The organism is Clostridium sp. AM27-28 (assembly GCF_003480955.1).
GTDB classification, from domain to species: Bacteria; Bacillota; Clostridia; order Lachnospirales; family Lachnospiraceae; genus Otoolea; species Otoolea fessa.
The window spans coordinates 89544-105633 of the sequence record NZ_QUJT01000008.1 but is presented as its reverse complement, the minus strand read 5'-3'; the positions used below and the strand labels follow the sequence as shown (position 1 = coordinate 105633).

Sequence of the window (16090 nt, the reverse complement as noted above, 5' to 3'; positions counted from 1 at the left end):
TCGCATTTAAATACGGCAAATTCCTGCTGCCACCACGTTTTCTTACGGCACTTTCGGTTCCAAAAGTGCCTACCCGTGAACAGAAACGTAACAGAATATACCAGAAAATGACAGAGTTTTGTAAGTTGACTTCCGTTTAAAACTTATATACAATAGGACGATGGAGGACCAGCAACACAGATAGCATGGATTTTTGTCAGAAAAATATGTCAAATGATAAAACCATTACTTGAATGGCAGGTCCTTCCGGGAGTAGGAACCCGTATTGGATTTTTAAAGGGAGAATAGGAAGATGACAGATAGAAACGGGAATTTGAATGAAAATTCACGTTCCGGCAGCCGCGAAGATGGGCGGGAGCCGGTGAGACGAAATACGGCGATGAACAGCCGGGAGATTATGCTGGAAGATGAAGATTATCTGGATGAGCCGGATGAGGGCTATTTGGATGATGATTATTTCGACCGGGATATGGAAGAACGGATCCTAAGGGAAGCAGAGCTGGACATGGAAAACATACACCAGCCAGAGCGTCAGGATCAGAACCGGTGGGAAGAGCCGGAACGCCTGCCGGAGAAAGAGCCGGAGGAGACAGCCAGTCGAAAGCGCAGCCGCGCCCGTGGAAATCAGAGCGCGGGTACAGGGCGGGAGGCAGCCCATGCGGCGCCGCAGCGGGGACAGGATTCCGGAAAGACGGCATCCTGGACGGAAGCCACCCCGGAAAAGGCAGCTCTGAAAGCTGAGCATAGAAAAAACGGTAAAAAGGCGGCGTGGATCGCTGCCTGTACGGCGGGCATTCTGCTCGTGGCAGCCGGAGGCGTCTATGTGGGAATGTCCCAGAAATATAAGACCCGTTTCTTTCCGAATACGCAGATCAACGGTGTTGACGCGTCCGGAAAGACAGCGGCAGAGGTGCAGGAACTGATTGCGGAAGGTGTGAATGGTTATACACTGACGATCGATGAGAGAAATAATCAGACAGAAACCATCGCCGGAACCGATATCAAACTGCATGCGGAGTTTGACGGCAGCCTGGAAAAGATGGTAGCGGCGCAGAACCCGTTCGCATGGCTGTGGCATATGAAACAGGAAGAATATACGATCGGAACCATGGTGGCGTATGACGATGCGGCGCTGGAAAGCCAGATCCGGAATTTATCGTGTTTAGACCCGGAGAAAGCGGTAGAACCGGTCAATGCAAAGATTTCTGAGTATGTGTCCGGACAGGGATATTCGATTGAGCCCGAACAGGAAGGAACGGCAGTCGAGGCGGAGAAGCTGACACAGGCGGTAACGGGTGCGATCGAGAATCTGCAGGATCATTTATCGCTGGAGGAAGCAGATGTCTATAAGAAGCCGACGGTATTGAAAGACGATGCATCTCTGGCAGAACAGCTGGATAAGATGAATAAATACGCGAAAATGAGCGTGACATACCAGTTTGGCGATTCGACGGAGACCTTAAATGGAGATCAGATTCATAGGTGGCTGATTGCCAATGCAGACGGAAGTGTTTCGGTAGATTCCTCCAAGGTGTCGGAGTACGTGTCTGAGATGGCGAAAGCACACAATACTTCAAACAAAGCGAAAACATTGAAAACATCGTATGGTTCCACGATTCAGGTAAGCGGCGGAACCTATGGCTGGAAGATCAACCAGGCGGCAGAGACGGAAGCGCTGGCAGCGATAATTGCCTCCGGCGAGAGTACGACGCGTGAGCCGGAGTATTCCCAGAAGGCGGCGAGCCATGGGGCAAATGACTACGGCGACACTTACGTGGAGATCAACCTGACCGGACAGCACCTTTTCTTCTATAAAGAAGGAAAGCTGGTGGTAGAGTCGGATTTCGTATCTGGAAACCTAGCGAAAGGCTGGGGAACCCCGGCAGGCTCGTATCCGCTGGCATATAAGCAGAAAAATGCGGTCCTGAAGGGTGAGAATTACCGGACGCCGGTTAATTACTGGATGCCGTTCAATAATGGTATCGGTATGCATGATGCGAAGTGGAGAAGCAGTTTTGGCGGTGCGATTTACAAGACGGGCGGTTCCCACGGCTGTATCAATCTGCCGCCGAGTGTTGCAAAGACGATCTTTGACAATATTTCGGCAGGAACTCCGGTGATCTGCTACAATCTGCCTGGTACGGAGAAGAGTACGACGAGCGGTACGGCAAAACCGGCGGAGACGAAGCCGGCAGAGACCACGGCGCCAGCAGAAACACCAGCGCCGGCAGAGACGCAGGCGCCAGCACCGGCAGAAACACAGGCACCGGGTCCGGCACCGACCACAGCGTCAACGCAGGCGGAGACGAAAGCGCCAGAGACTGCGGCACCGACCCAGGCAGGACCGGGAGGTCCTTCGGGGGATAATGGTGGAAATATTGCAGTGGGACCAGGAGCATAGGAAGAAACGGGAATAAAAATCGAGAAAAAACCTGCATAAAATGATTTACACCGAAAACATATTGTGTTATACTAAATACGTATGAGTCCGCCGGTGCTCAGTTTTTTGACGACTCCGACATAAACTTAGCATACGGTAAGAATAATTTTAAGGAGGAAATCACAATGATTTCAAAGGAAAAGAAAGCAGCTATTATCGAACAGTACGGAAGAAAAGCAGGCGATACAGGTTCACCGGAGGTTCAGATCGCAATTCTGACCGCTAGAATCGCTGAGCTTACAGAGCATTTAAAATCCAATCAGAAGGATCATCATTCCCGCCGCGGACTTCTGAAGATGGTAGGACAGAGACGTGGTCTTCTGGATTACTTAAAGAAATCCGATCTGGAAGGATACCGTGCACTGATCGAGAAGTTAGGCATCAGAAAGTAATTAAGATTAAAACGTATAGGGTGGAGCAATCCACCCTAGTTGTTTATGTAGAAGAAAAGTCCGAGACCGCTGCTGTACCCGTAAAGCAGAAAAACATATTTGCGGGCAGAGCAGTAGTTTCGGTATTACTTTTCACAGAAAGGCACTTTTGGAACCGAAAGCGGCGTATGAGAATGTGAAGGTTCTTCTGCAAAACAAGATGAAAGGAGATATGAGATGTACAAGAGTTTTTCGATGGAACTGGCTGGCAGAACTTTAACAGTGGATGTTGGCCGTGTAGCAGCTCAGGCAAATGGTGCTGCATTTATGCATTATGGAGATACAACCGTATTATCAACCGCGACAGCTTCTGACAAGCCGCGTGACGGTATTGATTTCTTCCCGTTAAGCGTTGAGTTTGAGGAGAAGATGTATTCGGTCGGAAAGATTCCGGGCGGATTTAACAAGAGAGAGGGAAAGGCATCTGAGAACGCAGTTCTGACTGCACGTGTTATCGACCGTCCGATGCGTCCACTGTTCCCGAAGGATTACCGCAACGATGTTACCTTAAATAACCTCGTATTATCCGTTGACCAGGACTGCAGCCCGGAGTATACCGCAATGTTAGGTTCTGCAATCGCAACCTGCATTTCCGATATCCCGTTTGATGGTCCGTGTGCGACCACCCAGATCGGCATGATCGACGGCGAGTTTATCGTAAACCCGACCAACGCACAGAAGAAAGTATCTGATATGGCTCTGACCGTTGCTTCCACCCGCGAGAAGGTTATCATGATCGAGGCTGGCGCAAAGGAAGTTCCGGAGAACATCATGATCGATGCGATCTTCAAGGCACACGAAGTAAACCAGGAGATCATCAAATTCATCGACACCATCGTAGCAGAGTGCGGCAAGCCGAAACATTCCTACGAGAGCTGTGCAGTTCCGGAAGAGCTGTTTACAGCGATTCGTGAGCTGGTTCCGCAGGAAGAGATGGAAGAGGCTGTATTTACAGACGAGAAACAGAAGAGAGAAGAGAATATCCGCGCAATCACCGAGCGCCTGGAAGAGGCATTTGCTGATAACGAGGAGTGGCTGGCTGTTCTGGGTGAGGCTGTATATCAGTACCAGAAGAAGACTGTCCGCAAGATGATCCTCAAAGATCACAAGCGTCCGGATGGCCGCGGTATCACCGAGATCCGTCCGCTGGCAGCAGAGATCGACATTCTGCCGCGTGTACACGGTTCCGGTATGTTCACCCGTGGACAGACACAGATTTTAAATATCTGTACACTGGCTCCGCTGTCCGAGGCACAGAAGATCGACGGACTGGATGAGAACGAGACATCCAAGAGATATATGCACCATTACAACTTCCCGTCCTACTCCGTAGGCGAAACCAAACCGTCCAGAGGACCGGGACGCCGTGAGATCGGTCATGGTGCGTTGGCGGAGCGTGCGCTTGTGCCGGTACTTCCGACTGCGGAAGAGTTCCCGTATGCAATCCGTACCGTATCTGAGACGATGGAATCCAATGGTTCTACCTCCCAGGCAAGTATCTGTGCATCCACTCTGTCCCTGATGGCAGCAGGTGTACCGATCAAAGCTCCGGTAGCTGGTATTTCCTGCGGTCTGGTAACAGGCGACACCGATGATGATTACATCGTTCTGACCGATATCCAGGGTCTGGAAGACTTCTTCGGCGATATGGACTTCAAGGTAGGCGGTACTCACAAGGGTATTACTTCCATCCAGATGGATATCAAGATCCACGGTCTGACCCGCCCGATCATCGAGGAGGCAATCGCTAAGACGAGAGAGGCAAGACTCTACATTCTGGATGAAGTTATGGCGCCGGTTATCTCCGAGCCGAGAAAGACCGTCAGCCAGTATGCTCCGAAGATCGTTCAGATCTCCATCGATCCGCAGAAGATCGGCGATGTAGTCGGCAAACAGGGCAAGGTAATCAACAAGATCATCGAGCAGACCGGCGTTAAGATCGATATCGAGGATGACGGAAGCGTATCTGTATGCGGCACCGATCAGGCAATGATCGACAAGGCAGTTTCCATCATCAAGGGCATCGTGACCGACATCGAGCCGGGTCAGATTCTGACAGGTACCGTTGTCCGTATCATGAATTTTGGTGCATTCGTAGAGCTGGCTCCGAACAAAGATGGTATGGTTCATATTTCCAAGCTTTCGGACAAGCGCGTAGCGAAGGTAGAGGATGTTGTCAACATCGGCGATGAAGTTACTGTAAAGGTAATCGAGGTCGATAAGATGGGTCGTATCAACCTGAGCATGAAACCAGGCGATCTGGCTGAAAATAAATAATAAATAGATTGCAAATGCACACGATGTGCTGCAATCATCCATCATAAAATCAATGTGCCTGCATCACTGCGGCGCAGACCAGATAAAGTAAGGAATGCTGCAAGGCAGAGAAGCGGTTCGCTTCTGCTTTGCGGTGTTCCTTTTTACTTTACAAAGAGGAAAAATATGTTAGAGGTAACAGGGATAGAAAAACGGTACCGCGGAAGGACGATCCTAAAAGATGTCTCTTTTCGGGCAAATCCAGGGGAATGCATCGGGATTGTCGGCGGAAATGGATGCGGCAAGACGACGCTGCTCTCGATCCTCGCGGGGATCCGCAAGCCGAATCGGGGGAGTATTCGGATTGACGGGCAGGAGGCGCTTGGAAGACATCGTCTATTAGAAGAAAAAATCGCCTATGTGCCTCAGGAAAATCCATTGATCCCGGAGCTGACGGCATTTGATAATTACCGTCTCTGGTTCCGGGGAAAACGGCGGGAGATGGAGCGGGATCTGGAATGCGGCGTCGGTCATGTGCTGGGTGTGGATCGATTCTTGAAAACGCAGGCGGGACGGCTTTCAGGCGGAGAGAAAAAGAGGCTGAGCATCGCGGCGGCACTCTCCGGACGCGCGGATATCCTGATTCTCGATGAACCGGGGGCAGCGCTTGACCTGGAGGCAAAGGAGCAGATCCTGACTTATATCAGGAGCTATGTGAAAGCAGGGGGGACAGTTCTTTTGACGTCCCATGAGATGGGAGAGATAGGGGCGTGTACAACCCTGTATGTATTAAAGGGCGGTGTGCTGGTTCCGACGGAGGCAGGGCTTTCGGCGCGGGAGCTGATACAGAGGTTTTAAGGTTACTGGGCACGTATGCGTGAACAGTAACGTTTTAAGAGTGAGAAAACAGGAGGAGGTACAAGGTGAAAGAGGGAAACAACACAAACAACACAAACAATGCAAACAATACAAACATGTCAAGCAATTCAACCCCGCTAAACCCGGCAGAGGCAGCGGCGCAGGCGCTTACGGCCGCATCTGACACAGCGGATGGAACCAGTGCAGGCGGATCCGCTGGTGCTGGCGGCGGAATCGGTGGAAATGCTGCAGGCGGCAGTGACGGTGGCAGAACGGGCGGAAATGGTTCTGGCAGGAAGAAATGGCTCATTTCAGCCGGAGCAGCCGCAGCGGTGGCCGTGGTCGGCGGCGGTGTGATGCTCAGCCATCAGGCAGACCCGAAGGACACAGTGATCGATGCGTTCAAGAGCATCACGGCGGAAGGGCAGTTAAATCCGTCTGAGGAGATCTTTGGGACGAAAGAGCTGGAAAAACTTTTACAGAAGGGATCCGCGCAGACGGGGATGGAGTTAAGTATGACAGGTATTTCCGATGAATCCCTGAACCAGATGAGCGGTGCGGGCATCGGTCTGGATGTGAAGCGCGATGTGGACAGCGGACGGCAGCTGCTAAATCTTTCCTTGCAGTATGGCGGAGGAGAATTGGCGGACGCACAGCTTTACATGGATGATACACAGATCATGGCGGCGATTCCGGTACTTTCCAGCCGTATGTTTACCCTTGACTATGCCAATGATCTGGAAGGACAGCTCATTAATTCTCCGTATGCGGCGCAGAAGCTCGAAGAGCAGGGGATTGATATTGAGGGGCTGGCAAATTATCTGGGACAGTACAAGGAAGCGCTTTCGGACGAGGAGCCGATGCTGGATCTGAAAGCACTCTGGAACCGCTACAAAGAGGGAAGCAAGGCGATTGATGACCTCAAAGCGGCTATGACCGTCACTGAGAATGACAAAAAAGAGTTTACCATCGACGGACAGAGCGAGAACTGCCGCGGTTACCATGTGACTCTGCCGAAGGATGCGCTGATCAGCTTTGCAAAGACGACGAGAGAATTTTTCCTGAACGATGAGACGCTCAAGCAGGATGTGGTGCGCTATCTGGAACTGGCAGGCGGCGCAAGCGGCATCTATGCAGCGGACGGGGACGGAGAGAGCGTGGATCCGGAGGAACAGCAGAAGGAACTCTGGGCCCAGGCGGAAGCGGTGCTGGACAATCTGGTAGAGGAAATGGAAAATACCATCGGGGATGTGACGATGGATGTCTATGTGAGAAAAGACGGCAAAATGGCTGGATTTTCCTACGAGACGGATGCAACGGTTGAGGAAGAAAATGTCCGTTTTTATGGTGATATTTCCTTTGGCGGCGGTTACAACATGCTGTCGAATGTGAATGGGGCGTTAAATATTGAGGATTCGGACGGTCAGATTATCACGGTTTCCCTGGATAAAACAGGCGCTTACGAGGCTGGAAAGAGCTGGAGTGGTCAGGTAATTGCGACCCTGGAAGATGACGAAGAGAAATACCAGTTTATCCTGGATGGCGATTATCAGATCGCGGACGGCAGCTATGAGGTAAAGCTGGATTTGCAGAGTAACGGTGCGTCTCAGGCGTCGCTCACGGCGAATGGCGCGGTCAGCGACCTTTCAAAGGGCGAGAGCGTCCATATCGATATGGATTCCCTGCGTCTGGAAACTACATTGTTAAATGGAAGCAGTTCTTATGTTGAATTTGCCGGTTCCTATTATGTCAACCCGCTGGAGGATGAGATCGCGCAGCCGGACGGCGTTCCATTTGATGTGCTGGCTTCCTCCGAGGAGGATTATAACCAGGTCACAACGGAGATAACAGGCAACCTGTTCGCAATTCTCCTGAAAGTCATGTCATAGGCGGCGGAAAATGCGAACATATATGATATATCTGCTGCTGACCGGAAAGCGCCTGCTCCGCCAGCTGCCGTATTTTCTGGCAGGGCTGGCGGTGATGGTGCTGCTCGTCGGCATGGCGGCGTTTTCGGCATCTAAGGTTTTATATGGGGAAACTTCATTAAAGAAAATCGAGGTGGGCGTGGTGCTTCCGGAGGACGATGCGCTTTCGGAAAAGATAACCAAAATGATTGCCTCGCTGGACAGCGTGGAAAGTCTCTGCGACTTTTCATATCTGGAACACGATGAAGCGTTCCAAAAGATGAAAAGCGGGGAGCTTCAGGCGGTTTTCGAGGTGCCGTCCGGCATGGCGCGCGGCATTTTGGACGGTACGAACCAGCCCGCCACGATCTGGTTTCCGGATGAGAGCGGGCTGGAAGGCACCGTTTTCAGGGAGCTGGCAGAGTCGGGCAGTTCGATGCTTGGCACTTCGCAGGCGGCGATCTACGCGGCAAATGAATGTTTAAATATCCAGGGAGTGCCGGAACAGATTCCGGTGTCTGAACAGGATTTGAACCGTATCTTTTTAAAATATGCGATGAACCGGGAGGCACTTTTCCGGAAGAAAACGGTCAGCGCGGCGGGGGATGTATCGACGGCGGTCTTTTATGGAATTTCGGGGATTGTATTTCTGATGATTCTTACCGGAATCCCGGCAGCGCCGTTTCTGGCGCCCCAGACGGAGGCGCTGGAACAGGGGCTTCGGCGTATCGGGATCCGGCGGTGGTATCCGCTTTTCTGCAAATGCTTGTGCATGACGCTTCTTCTGATGGCAGTCACGGCGGGCGGCTATGGCTGGGCGGTGCAGAAGGGATATGCGCTGGCGGGGCGGGAAGAACTGGCGGCGTGGGGGCTGACCTGCGCGGCAGTTTCGGCGTGGATTCTGCTGTTTTATGAGGTGTGCAGAAGTTCGGCAGCGGCGATTTTGACGTTGTTTGCGGTTAATGTGGTATTTCTCTTTCTGGCGGGCGGCATCATCCCGTCCGTCTTTCTGCCGGAGCTGGTTCAGAAAGTCGGAAATATGACGGTGACGGTGCTCTGGATGGATGGAATCCGCTTTATTGCTTCGGGCGAGGAGACAGGGGCGGTTCCGGTGCTGTGGAAACTGGCTGCGGCGGCATTGGCATGCTTTGCACTGGCGCTTGCCGCCGGAAAAAGGAGGGATTGACGGATGCGGAAGCTGGCGTGGTGGTTCTGTATGTTTGGAATGACGCTGCGGCGGGCTCTTTACCGCCCGGTGTTCCTCCTGTTTCTTCTGATCTTTCCATTGGGAATGGGCGCGCTCCATCAGGTGGAAAAACGGGATTCCGGGCGGATCGCGGTGGCGCTCTGCCCGGGAACGGATGCGTGGAATCAGGCGCTTGCAGAAAGACTGGAATCGGAAGAGAGCCGTTCATTTTTCTTTTATCCGTGCGGGACGGAGGAAGAGGCAAAGGAGGCGGTTATGACCGGACGGGCGGAGTGCGCCTACCTGTTTCCAGAGGGATTAAAAGAACGGCTGGACGAGGGGCATTATACCCGTGCGGTCCGCGTGCTGGTGTCGCCGTCCACAGTGGCAGAGAAAATTATATCAGAAAAGATATTTTCTGAACTGTTCGAGGTGTATGGGCGGGAACTGCTGGCGGACTATGGGAAAAATGGAGCGGCATTCCAGACGGTGATGGCGCGCTGCCAGACGACGGAGGCGCGGGAAAAGGCGTGCGGCGTGCTGATGGAACTTTATGAAAAATACCGCAGCAACGGAAGCACCTTTACCTTTGATTATCAGACCTTACAGGGAGGAACGGCACTGCAGACAGGGGCGATGAAGGTGGTCTTTCCAGTGCGCGGGCTGACGGCGGTTTTCCTTTTTATCATGGGGCTGGCGGCAGCTGTCATGGCGGGCGAGGATGCAGAGCGTGGGCTTTATGCGGCGGTTCGGAGCCGGGAGCGGTGGCTGCTGCAGACGGCGGAGATCGCGGCGTTTGTCTTTTTAGCATCCATTTCGGCCTATGCGGCGCTTCTGGCGTCGGGAAATGGGGCAGAGCCGCTTTTAGAGGCGGGAAAGCTGCTTTTTTATCTCTTCTTCGTGACCATGTATGCCTTTGGATGCCTGGCAGTCTGCCGGAAGCCGGGATTTCTGGCGGCGCTGATTCCGGTGTTTATCCTTGCGAGCCTCCTGCTCTGTCCGATCTTTTTTGACGCTTCGCTCTTTTTGCCGGGAGCCGCGGGTGTGCGAAAGCTGCTGCCGCCGTGGTGGTATCTGAGCGGCATTTTCGGTTCCAAAAGTGCCTACCCGTGAACAATTACTTTTTTACAACGTTTTTTTGGATAACTTCGATAAAAAGATTGCTATTTTTTCATTCAATTATTATAATAAAAAGAGACATCCGGTATCGAGCATCAATCTGCCGGATGTTTTCATGCGAGAAAATCAGGAGAGGAGTGAACACAATGGAAAGCCGGAGTCATAAGGCGGAATCAGACGGCAGCTACCCAGAACCGAAGGCAGCGTACACATGCATTTGCAGGAATGACAGCTGCAAACAGCGGATTCCTTGTGTACACTGCCGCATCTGTGGATAAGTTTCCGGCATTCTGCCTGTGTGCAGGAGCAGGAAGGGAGCAGCCTGTCCGATTTCCAAAATGACAATATTTTGGAAGGAGACGGGAATGTTAGAAGAAGAGAAGAAAGAAGAGCTGCTGGCTCTGCTGTCCGGGAAGAAGTACCGGGAGCTGAAAAGCCAGCTGGTCGAGATGAATGAGGTGGATATTGCCTCATTTATCGAAGAATTGGATTCAGAGAAGACGGTCGTTGTATTCCGTATGCTGCCGAAAGAGCTGGCATCGGAGGTATTTGCCTGTCTGGAAGTCGAACAGCAGCAGCATATCATTACCAGTATTACGGATAATGAGCTGCGTGCCATCATTGACGACCTGTATGTCGATGATGCGGTCGATATGCTGGAGGAGCTGCCGGCGACGATCGTGCGGCGCGTACTTCAGAACTCCAGCCCGGATACGAGAAAACTGATCAACCAGTTCCTCAATTACCCGGAAAACAGCGCCGGAAGCGTCATGACGGCGGAGTACGTGGGACTCAAGAAAAATATGACGGTGGAGCAGGCATTTGATTATATCCGGAAATATGGTGTGGACAAGGAGACGATTTACACCTGCTACGTCATGGATGAAAAACGCCGCTTAGAGGGCGTTGTGACGGTCAAGGATCTTCTGATGAATGATTATGCGGCGCTCATGGGCGATATCATGGATCCGCATGTGATCAAGGCGTATACGACGGAAGACCAGGAAAAGGTCGTGGAGACGTTCAATGAGTACAACCTCTTGAGTTTACCGGTTGTGGACGGCGAAGACCGTCTGGTCGGCATCATCACGGTCGATGATGTCATGGATGTCATGGAGCAGGAGGCGACGGAGGACTTCGAGAAGATGGCGGCGATGCTGCCGAGTGAGAAGCCGTACCTGAAGACGGGCGTGTTCCAGCTTGCGAGAAATCGTATTCCGTGGCTGATGATCCTGATGTTGAGCAGTATGGTGACCGGCGGTATTTTGTTAAAATATGAGAATGCCTTTTCGGTAATTCCGCTTTTGGTTACGTTTATTCCGATGCTGATGGATACGGGCGGAAACTCCGGCAGCCAGGCGAGCACGATGATCATCCGTGGTATGGCGGTCGGCGAGGTAGAACCGGCGGATATTCTGAAAGTTATGTGGAAAGAAATCCGCGTGGGAATGCTCTGTGGACTTTCTCTGGCGCTTGTCAATTTCGTGCGCCTGATGATCCAGTATCCGGGGCAGGTACTCATCTGCCTGACGGTAGTTATCAGCCTGTTCTGCACGGTTATCATCGCGAAGACGATCGGATGTGTGCTTCCGATTGCGGCGAAGACGATCCATCTCGACCCGGCGATCATGGCGTCGCCGATGATCACGACGATCGTGGATGCGTGCAGCCTGATGATTTATTTCCAGCTGGCGTGCCATCTGCTGAATATGAAGGCGTGATATAAATTACCTGCCTGCTGGCCCATGTTTTCGTACGGTCAGCGCAGTAAATGCGCAGACTTACGGAACAGTTACTTTATTTTATAATTCCAATATTTTAATTATTTCTAGGAAAGGAAAAACTGTTTGGAACATAAGCTTCCAGACAGCCGTGTGAAAAGTATGACAAAGATCAGAACCAGATACGCACCGAGCCCGACAGGCAAAATGCATGTAGGAAACTTAAGAACTGCATTATACGCATACCTGATTGCAAAACATGAGGGCGGCGATTTTATCCTACGAATCGAGGATACCGATCAGGAGCGTTTCGTTGAAGGCGCGACCGAGATCATTTACAATACGATGCGCGATACCGGACTGAAGCATGACGAAGGTCCGGACATCGGAGGTCCGGTTGGCCCGTATGTACAGAGCGACCGTCAGAAACAGGGCATCTACATGGAATATGCGAAGAAGCTGATCGATAAAGGCGAAGCTTATTACTGTTTCTGCGATCAGGAACGCTTAAACAGCTTAAAGAGAGAAGTAAACGGCGAAGAGATCATGACCTATGATAAGCACTGCCTGCACCTTTCCAAGGAAGAGGTAGAGGCAAACTTAAAGGCAGGAAAGCCGTTTGTCATCCGTCAGAACAATCCGACCGAGGGAAAGACTACCTTCCACGATGAGATTTACGGGGATATTTCCGTAGATAACTCCGAGCTGGATGATATGGTTTTAATCAAATCGGATGGATTCCCGACCTACAATTTCGCAAATGTGGTGGACGATCATTTACAGCAGATCACCCATGTAGTCCGCGGTAACGAGTACCTGTCTTCTTCACCGAAGTACAATCGTCTGTACGACGCATTCGGATGGGAGGTTCCGGTTTATGTGCACTGCCCGACCATCACGAACGAGGAGCACAAGAAGCTGAGCAAGCGAAGCGGTCATTCTTCCTATCAGGATCTCATCGATCAGGGCTTCGTTTCCGAGGCAGTTGTCAACTTCGTTGCCCTGCTTGGCTGGTCACCGGAAAATAATCAGGAGATTTTCTCCTTAGACGAGCTGGTAAAAGAGTTCAACTACAAGAATATCAGCAAATCTCCGGCTGTTTTCGATATGGTAAAACTGAAATGGATGAACGGCGAATACATCAAGGCGATGGATTTTGATAAGTTCTATGAAATGGCAGAGCCGTACATCAAAAAAGTAATCACCAAGGATCTGGATCTGAAGAAGATCGCGGCGATGGTTAAGACGAGAATCGAGATTTTCCCGGATATTGAGGGACACATCGATTTCTTCGAGACACTGCCGGAGTACGATCCGCAGATGTATGTTCACAAGAAGATGAAGACCAATCTGGAGACATCCTTAAAGGTATTAAAAGATGTTCTGCCGATTCTGGAAGCACAGGAAGACTACTCCAACGACGCCCTGTACGCGGCGTTGTCCGAGTATGTATCCAAAGAGGGCGTTAAGACCGGCTTCGTAATGTGGCCGATCCGTACCGCTGTATCCGGCAAGCAGATGACGCCGGCAGGCGCGACCGAGATTATGGAAGTGCTTGGCAAGGAAGAGTCGATCAGCCGTATCAAGAAGGGAATTGAGCTTCTGGAGGCACAGCAGTAGGCTGTCGTAACCGTCGATGTTCGACTTGAAGCAAGTTTGGCTTCGCAGATTAAATCAGTAGGTAGTAAATAAACAACTGCTTTTTCATGTATCGTAGATGCATGAAAAGCAGTGAAAAGGTGCGCTTTGTGAGAAATACATTCCAAGGCGCACTTTTCTTACATTTGTACTTGACAGATTTGCTTCAGATGCGCGGCAGAAGGATGTCTTGCACGTCAAAATGCGAATTTCGAAGCAAATATGCCGAGATATTCTTGAATTGTGGAGTAAGGAAACAGGAAATGGCATTCAGTAAAGCACAGACACAGGCAATCATGCATAAAGATGGTCCCATGATGGTTCTGGCGGGACCGGGATCAGGGAAAACAACGGTGATCACCCATCGGGTCCAGTATCTGACGAAGGAGTACGGAATCGATCCGGGGGATATTCTTGTGATTACCTTTACCCGGGCAGCAGCCGAGGAGATGCGGGAGCGATATGAAGCATTGACCGGCGGCGGATCCAGAGTCACCTTCGGCACGTTTCATTCGATCTTTTTTAGGATCTTAAAGCTGGCATACCGATATACTGCTGACAATATTGTCCGGGAAGAGCAGCAGATGCAGTTTGTCCGGGAGCTGGCTCAGGCCGGAGGTCTGGAGCCGGAGGATGAAAATGAGTTTGCAGCCTCCATTTTAAGTGAGATAAGCTCTGTCAAGGGAGAGAGGATTGCACTGGAACATTACTATTCCAAAAACTGTCCGGATGCAGTTTTCCGTCAGCTCTATGCAGGCTATGAAGAGAAAATGAGCCGGGCCGGACTCATCGATTTCGATGACATGATGGTGCTGTGTCTGGAACTTTTTACGGAAAGAAAAGATATCCTGTCTGCCTGGCAGAGAAGGTATCGGTACATCCTGATCGATGAGTTTCAGGACATCAACCGGCTTCAATATGAGATCGTGCGGATGTTAGCCAAGCCGGAAGATAATCTTTTTATCGTGGGCGATGATGATCAGTCGATTTACCGGTTTCGTGGGGCCAAACCGGAGATTATGCTGGGGTTTGAGCGGGATTATCCGGGTGCCGGACGGATTCTTCTGGATGTGAATTACCGCAGTACCGAGGAGATCGTGGCACCGGCATTGCGGCTGATCGGAGAAAACCAGAAACGTTTTTCAAAGGCCATCCATACAACGGGACGGCATGGGAAGAACGTGATCACGAAGCTCTGGCAGGATCCGGGGGAAGAAAATCTGGCCATTGTCAGGGAGATACAGCTGTATCTGCAGTCGGGAGTGCGGCCGGGGGATATCGCAGTTTTATACCGGACCAATGCTGGTCCTCGTTTTCTGATGGAAAAGCTGATGGAATACAACCTTCCTTTCCGGACAAGGGATACGGTGCCGAACCTCTATGAACACTGGATTTCGCGAAATATCCTGACCTATATCCGGATCGCCATGGGAAGCCGGGCGCGGGAAGATATTTTGCAGGTCATCAACCGTCCGAAGCGGTATATCAGCCGGGATGCGATGCCGGATGAGACGGTTTCGTTCGAGAAGATGAAGGTATTCTATGCGGAGAAAGACTGGATTGCCGAGCGGATCGAGAGTCTGGAAGGGGATCTGCGGGCCATCGCCCGGATGTCACCTCTGGCAGCCGTCAATTATATCCGCCAGGGCATGGGATACGACGAATATCTGATCGAGTATGCGGCATTCCGGCGGATGCGGCCGGAGGAACTTTTAGAGACTGCCGACGAATTAAAAGAAAGTGCGGCGGGTTTCAAGACCTTTGACGAGTGGTTTACACACATCGACGCGTACAAGGAGGAACTGCTCCGGCAGGCGGCGCAGCGGCGGACGGAGACGGATGCGATCACACTCGCGACGATGCACAGCGCCAAGGGGCTGGAATTTCCCATTGTCTATATTCTCGATGCCAATGAGGGCATCACGCCGCACAGCCGCGCGATGCTGGATGAGGATATGGAGGAAGAACGACGTCTGTTCTATGTGGCAATGACGCGTGCAAAGACCCGGCTGCATGTGTATGCGGTGCGGGAGCGGTACCATAAAAAGGCGGAAGTATCGCGGTTTGTGTGGGAGTATCTGGGGCGGGAGTCGTAGAGAAGATATCGGGTGGACGCATTTATCATGAAGCATAACGTATGGAAAAAAGAAAATAGATAGGAGGTGTTTGTATGCCGATTTTGTTTGCAATTATATTTTTAGCAGTTGTTTTTAAGGGCGTTGGCTTGCTCTTGGGCATGTGTGGAAGACTACTTGGTGCTGTTCTGAGCCTGGCAGGATTTATCCTTTCATTGGCAGTAGGAACGCTGGTGTTTGGATTGTCGGCGGTATTTTCAGTGGTGCTGTTGGGAATTGCTGGAGTGTGGCTGGTGGCGAAACTTTTGCTGTAAACGTCGAATGATACAAGATATAAATGAAAAAGAGTGAAAATGAATCCGTTTTTGTACTATGTGTGGAGAAAAAATTCATGCATATGTGTAGAAGCGGATTTTTGCGATATTCTGGTGGAAGAGTTTTCGGAGTGGTATGAGGAAG

11 protein-coding genes are annotated in these 16090 nt (G+C 51.3%); all 11 read left to right on the top strand.

What is annotated here, in order from left to right; all coding sequences use genetic code 11:
- The first annotated feature begins 292 nt into the window (after positions 1 to 292).
- Positions 293 to 2401, top strand: a complete 2109-nt coding sequence (locus DW720_RS10085) for a L,D-transpeptidase family protein (protein ID WP_118743146.1) — start codon at positions 293 to 295, stop codon at positions 2399 to 2401.
- A 164-nt stretch (positions 2402 to 2565) separates the two neighbouring features.
- Positions 2566 to 2832 (top strand): 30S ribosomal protein S15, encoded by a 267-nt coding sequence (gene rpsO, locus DW720_RS10080; RefSeq protein WP_022358577.1) that lies wholly within the window; start codon positions 2566 to 2568, stop codon positions 2830 to 2832.
- A gap of 216 nt (positions 2833 to 3048) precedes the next feature.
- Positions 3049 to 5148, top strand: coding sequence for a polyribonucleotide nucleotidyltransferase (locus DW720_RS10075; protein WP_118743147.1), 2100 nt, complete (start codon positions 3049 to 3051; stop codon positions 5146 to 5148).
- A 165-nt stretch (positions 5149 to 5313) separates the two neighbouring features.
- Complete coding sequence (locus DW720_RS10070; RefSeq protein WP_118695792.1) at positions 5314 to 5985, top strand: ABC transporter ATP-binding protein; 672 nt, start codon at positions 5314 to 5316, stop codon at positions 5983 to 5985.
- 65 nt (positions 5986 to 6050) lie between these two features.
- Positions 6051 to 7874, top strand: coding sequence for a zinc ribbon domain-containing protein (locus tag DW720_RS10065; protein WP_118743148.1), 1824 nt, complete (start codon positions 6051 to 6053; stop codon positions 7872 to 7874).
- A 10-nt stretch (positions 7875 to 7884) separates the two neighbouring features.
- A complete protein-coding gene (locus DW720_RS10060) occupies positions 7885 to 9078 on the top strand; it encodes an ABC transporter permease (RefSeq protein ID WP_118743149.1) in 1194 nt (397 codons plus the stop codon).
- 3 nt (positions 9079 to 9081) lie between these two features.
- Positions 9082 to 10191 (top strand): ABC transporter permease, encoded by a 1110-nt coding sequence (locus tag DW720_RS10055; protein WP_118743150.1) that lies wholly within the window; start codon positions 9082 to 9084, stop codon positions 10189 to 10191.
- A 371-nt stretch (positions 10192 to 10562) separates the two neighbouring features.
- Positions 10563 to 11918, top strand: a complete 1356-nt coding sequence (gene mgtE, locus DW720_RS10050) for a magnesium transporter (protein ID WP_118467208.1) — start codon at positions 10563 to 10565, stop codon at positions 11916 to 11918.
- 162 nt (positions 11919 to 12080) lie between these two features.
- On the top strand, positions 12081 to 13538 hold the full coding sequence (gene gltX / locus DW720_RS10045) for a glutamate--tRNA ligase (protein WP_118743178.1): 1458 nt from the start codon (positions 12081 to 12083) through the stop codon (positions 13536 to 13538).
- A gap of 281 nt (positions 13539 to 13819) precedes the next feature.
- Positions 13820 to 15652, top strand: a complete 1833-nt coding sequence (locus DW720_RS10040) for an ATP-dependent helicase (RefSeq protein WP_118743151.1) — start codon at positions 13820 to 13822, stop codon at positions 15650 to 15652.
- Positions 15653 to 15726: 74 nt separating this feature from the next.
- Positions 15727 to 15945 (top strand): hypothetical protein, encoded by a 219-nt coding sequence (locus DW720_RS10035; RefSeq protein ID WP_118684671.1) that lies wholly within the window; start codon positions 15727 to 15729, stop codon positions 15943 to 15945.
- Positions 15946 to 16090 lie beyond the last annotated feature (145 nt).

What these genes read in the sequence shown, in the direction of transcription:
- DW720_RS10035 (WP_118684671.1), top strand. Translation starts at nt 15,727, where the DNA reads ATGCCGATTTTGTTTGCAATTATATTTTTAGCAGTTGTTTTTAAGGGC.
- DW720_RS10075 (WP_118743147.1), top strand. Translation starts at nt 3,049, where the DNA reads ATGTACAAGAGTTTTTCGATGGAACTGGCTGGCAGAACTTTAACAGTG.
- DW720_RS10070 (WP_118695792.1), top strand. Translation starts at nt 5,314, where the DNA reads ATGTTAGAGGTAACAGGGATAGAAAAACGGTACCGCGGAAGGACGATC.
- DW720_RS10085 (WP_118743146.1), top strand. Translation starts at nt 293, where the DNA reads ATGACAGATAGAAACGGGAATTTGAATGAAAATTCACGTTCCGGCAGC.
- DW720_RS10040 (WP_118743151.1), top strand. Translation starts at nt 13,820, where the DNA reads ATGGCATTCAGTAAAGCACAGACACAGGCAATCATGCATAAAGATGGT.
- rpsO (WP_022358577.1), top strand. Translation starts at nt 2,566, where the DNA reads ATGATTTCAAAGGAAAAGAAAGCAGCTATTATCGAACAGTACGGAAGA.
- DW720_RS10060 (WP_118743149.1), top strand. Translation starts at nt 7,885, where the DNA reads ATGCGAACATATATGATATATCTGCTGCTGACCGGAAAGCGCCTGCTC.
- mgtE (WP_118467208.1), top strand. Translation starts at nt 10,563, where the DNA reads ATGTTAGAAGAAGAGAAGAAAGAAGAGCTGCTGGCTCTGCTGTCCGGG.
- DW720_RS10055 (WP_118743150.1), top strand. Translation starts at nt 9,082, where the DNA reads ATGCGGAAGCTGGCGTGGTGGTTCTGTATGTTTGGAATGACGCTGCGG.
- gltX (WP_118743178.1), top strand. Translation starts at nt 12,081, where the DNA reads ATGACAAAGATCAGAACCAGATACGCACCGAGCCCGACAGGCAAAATG.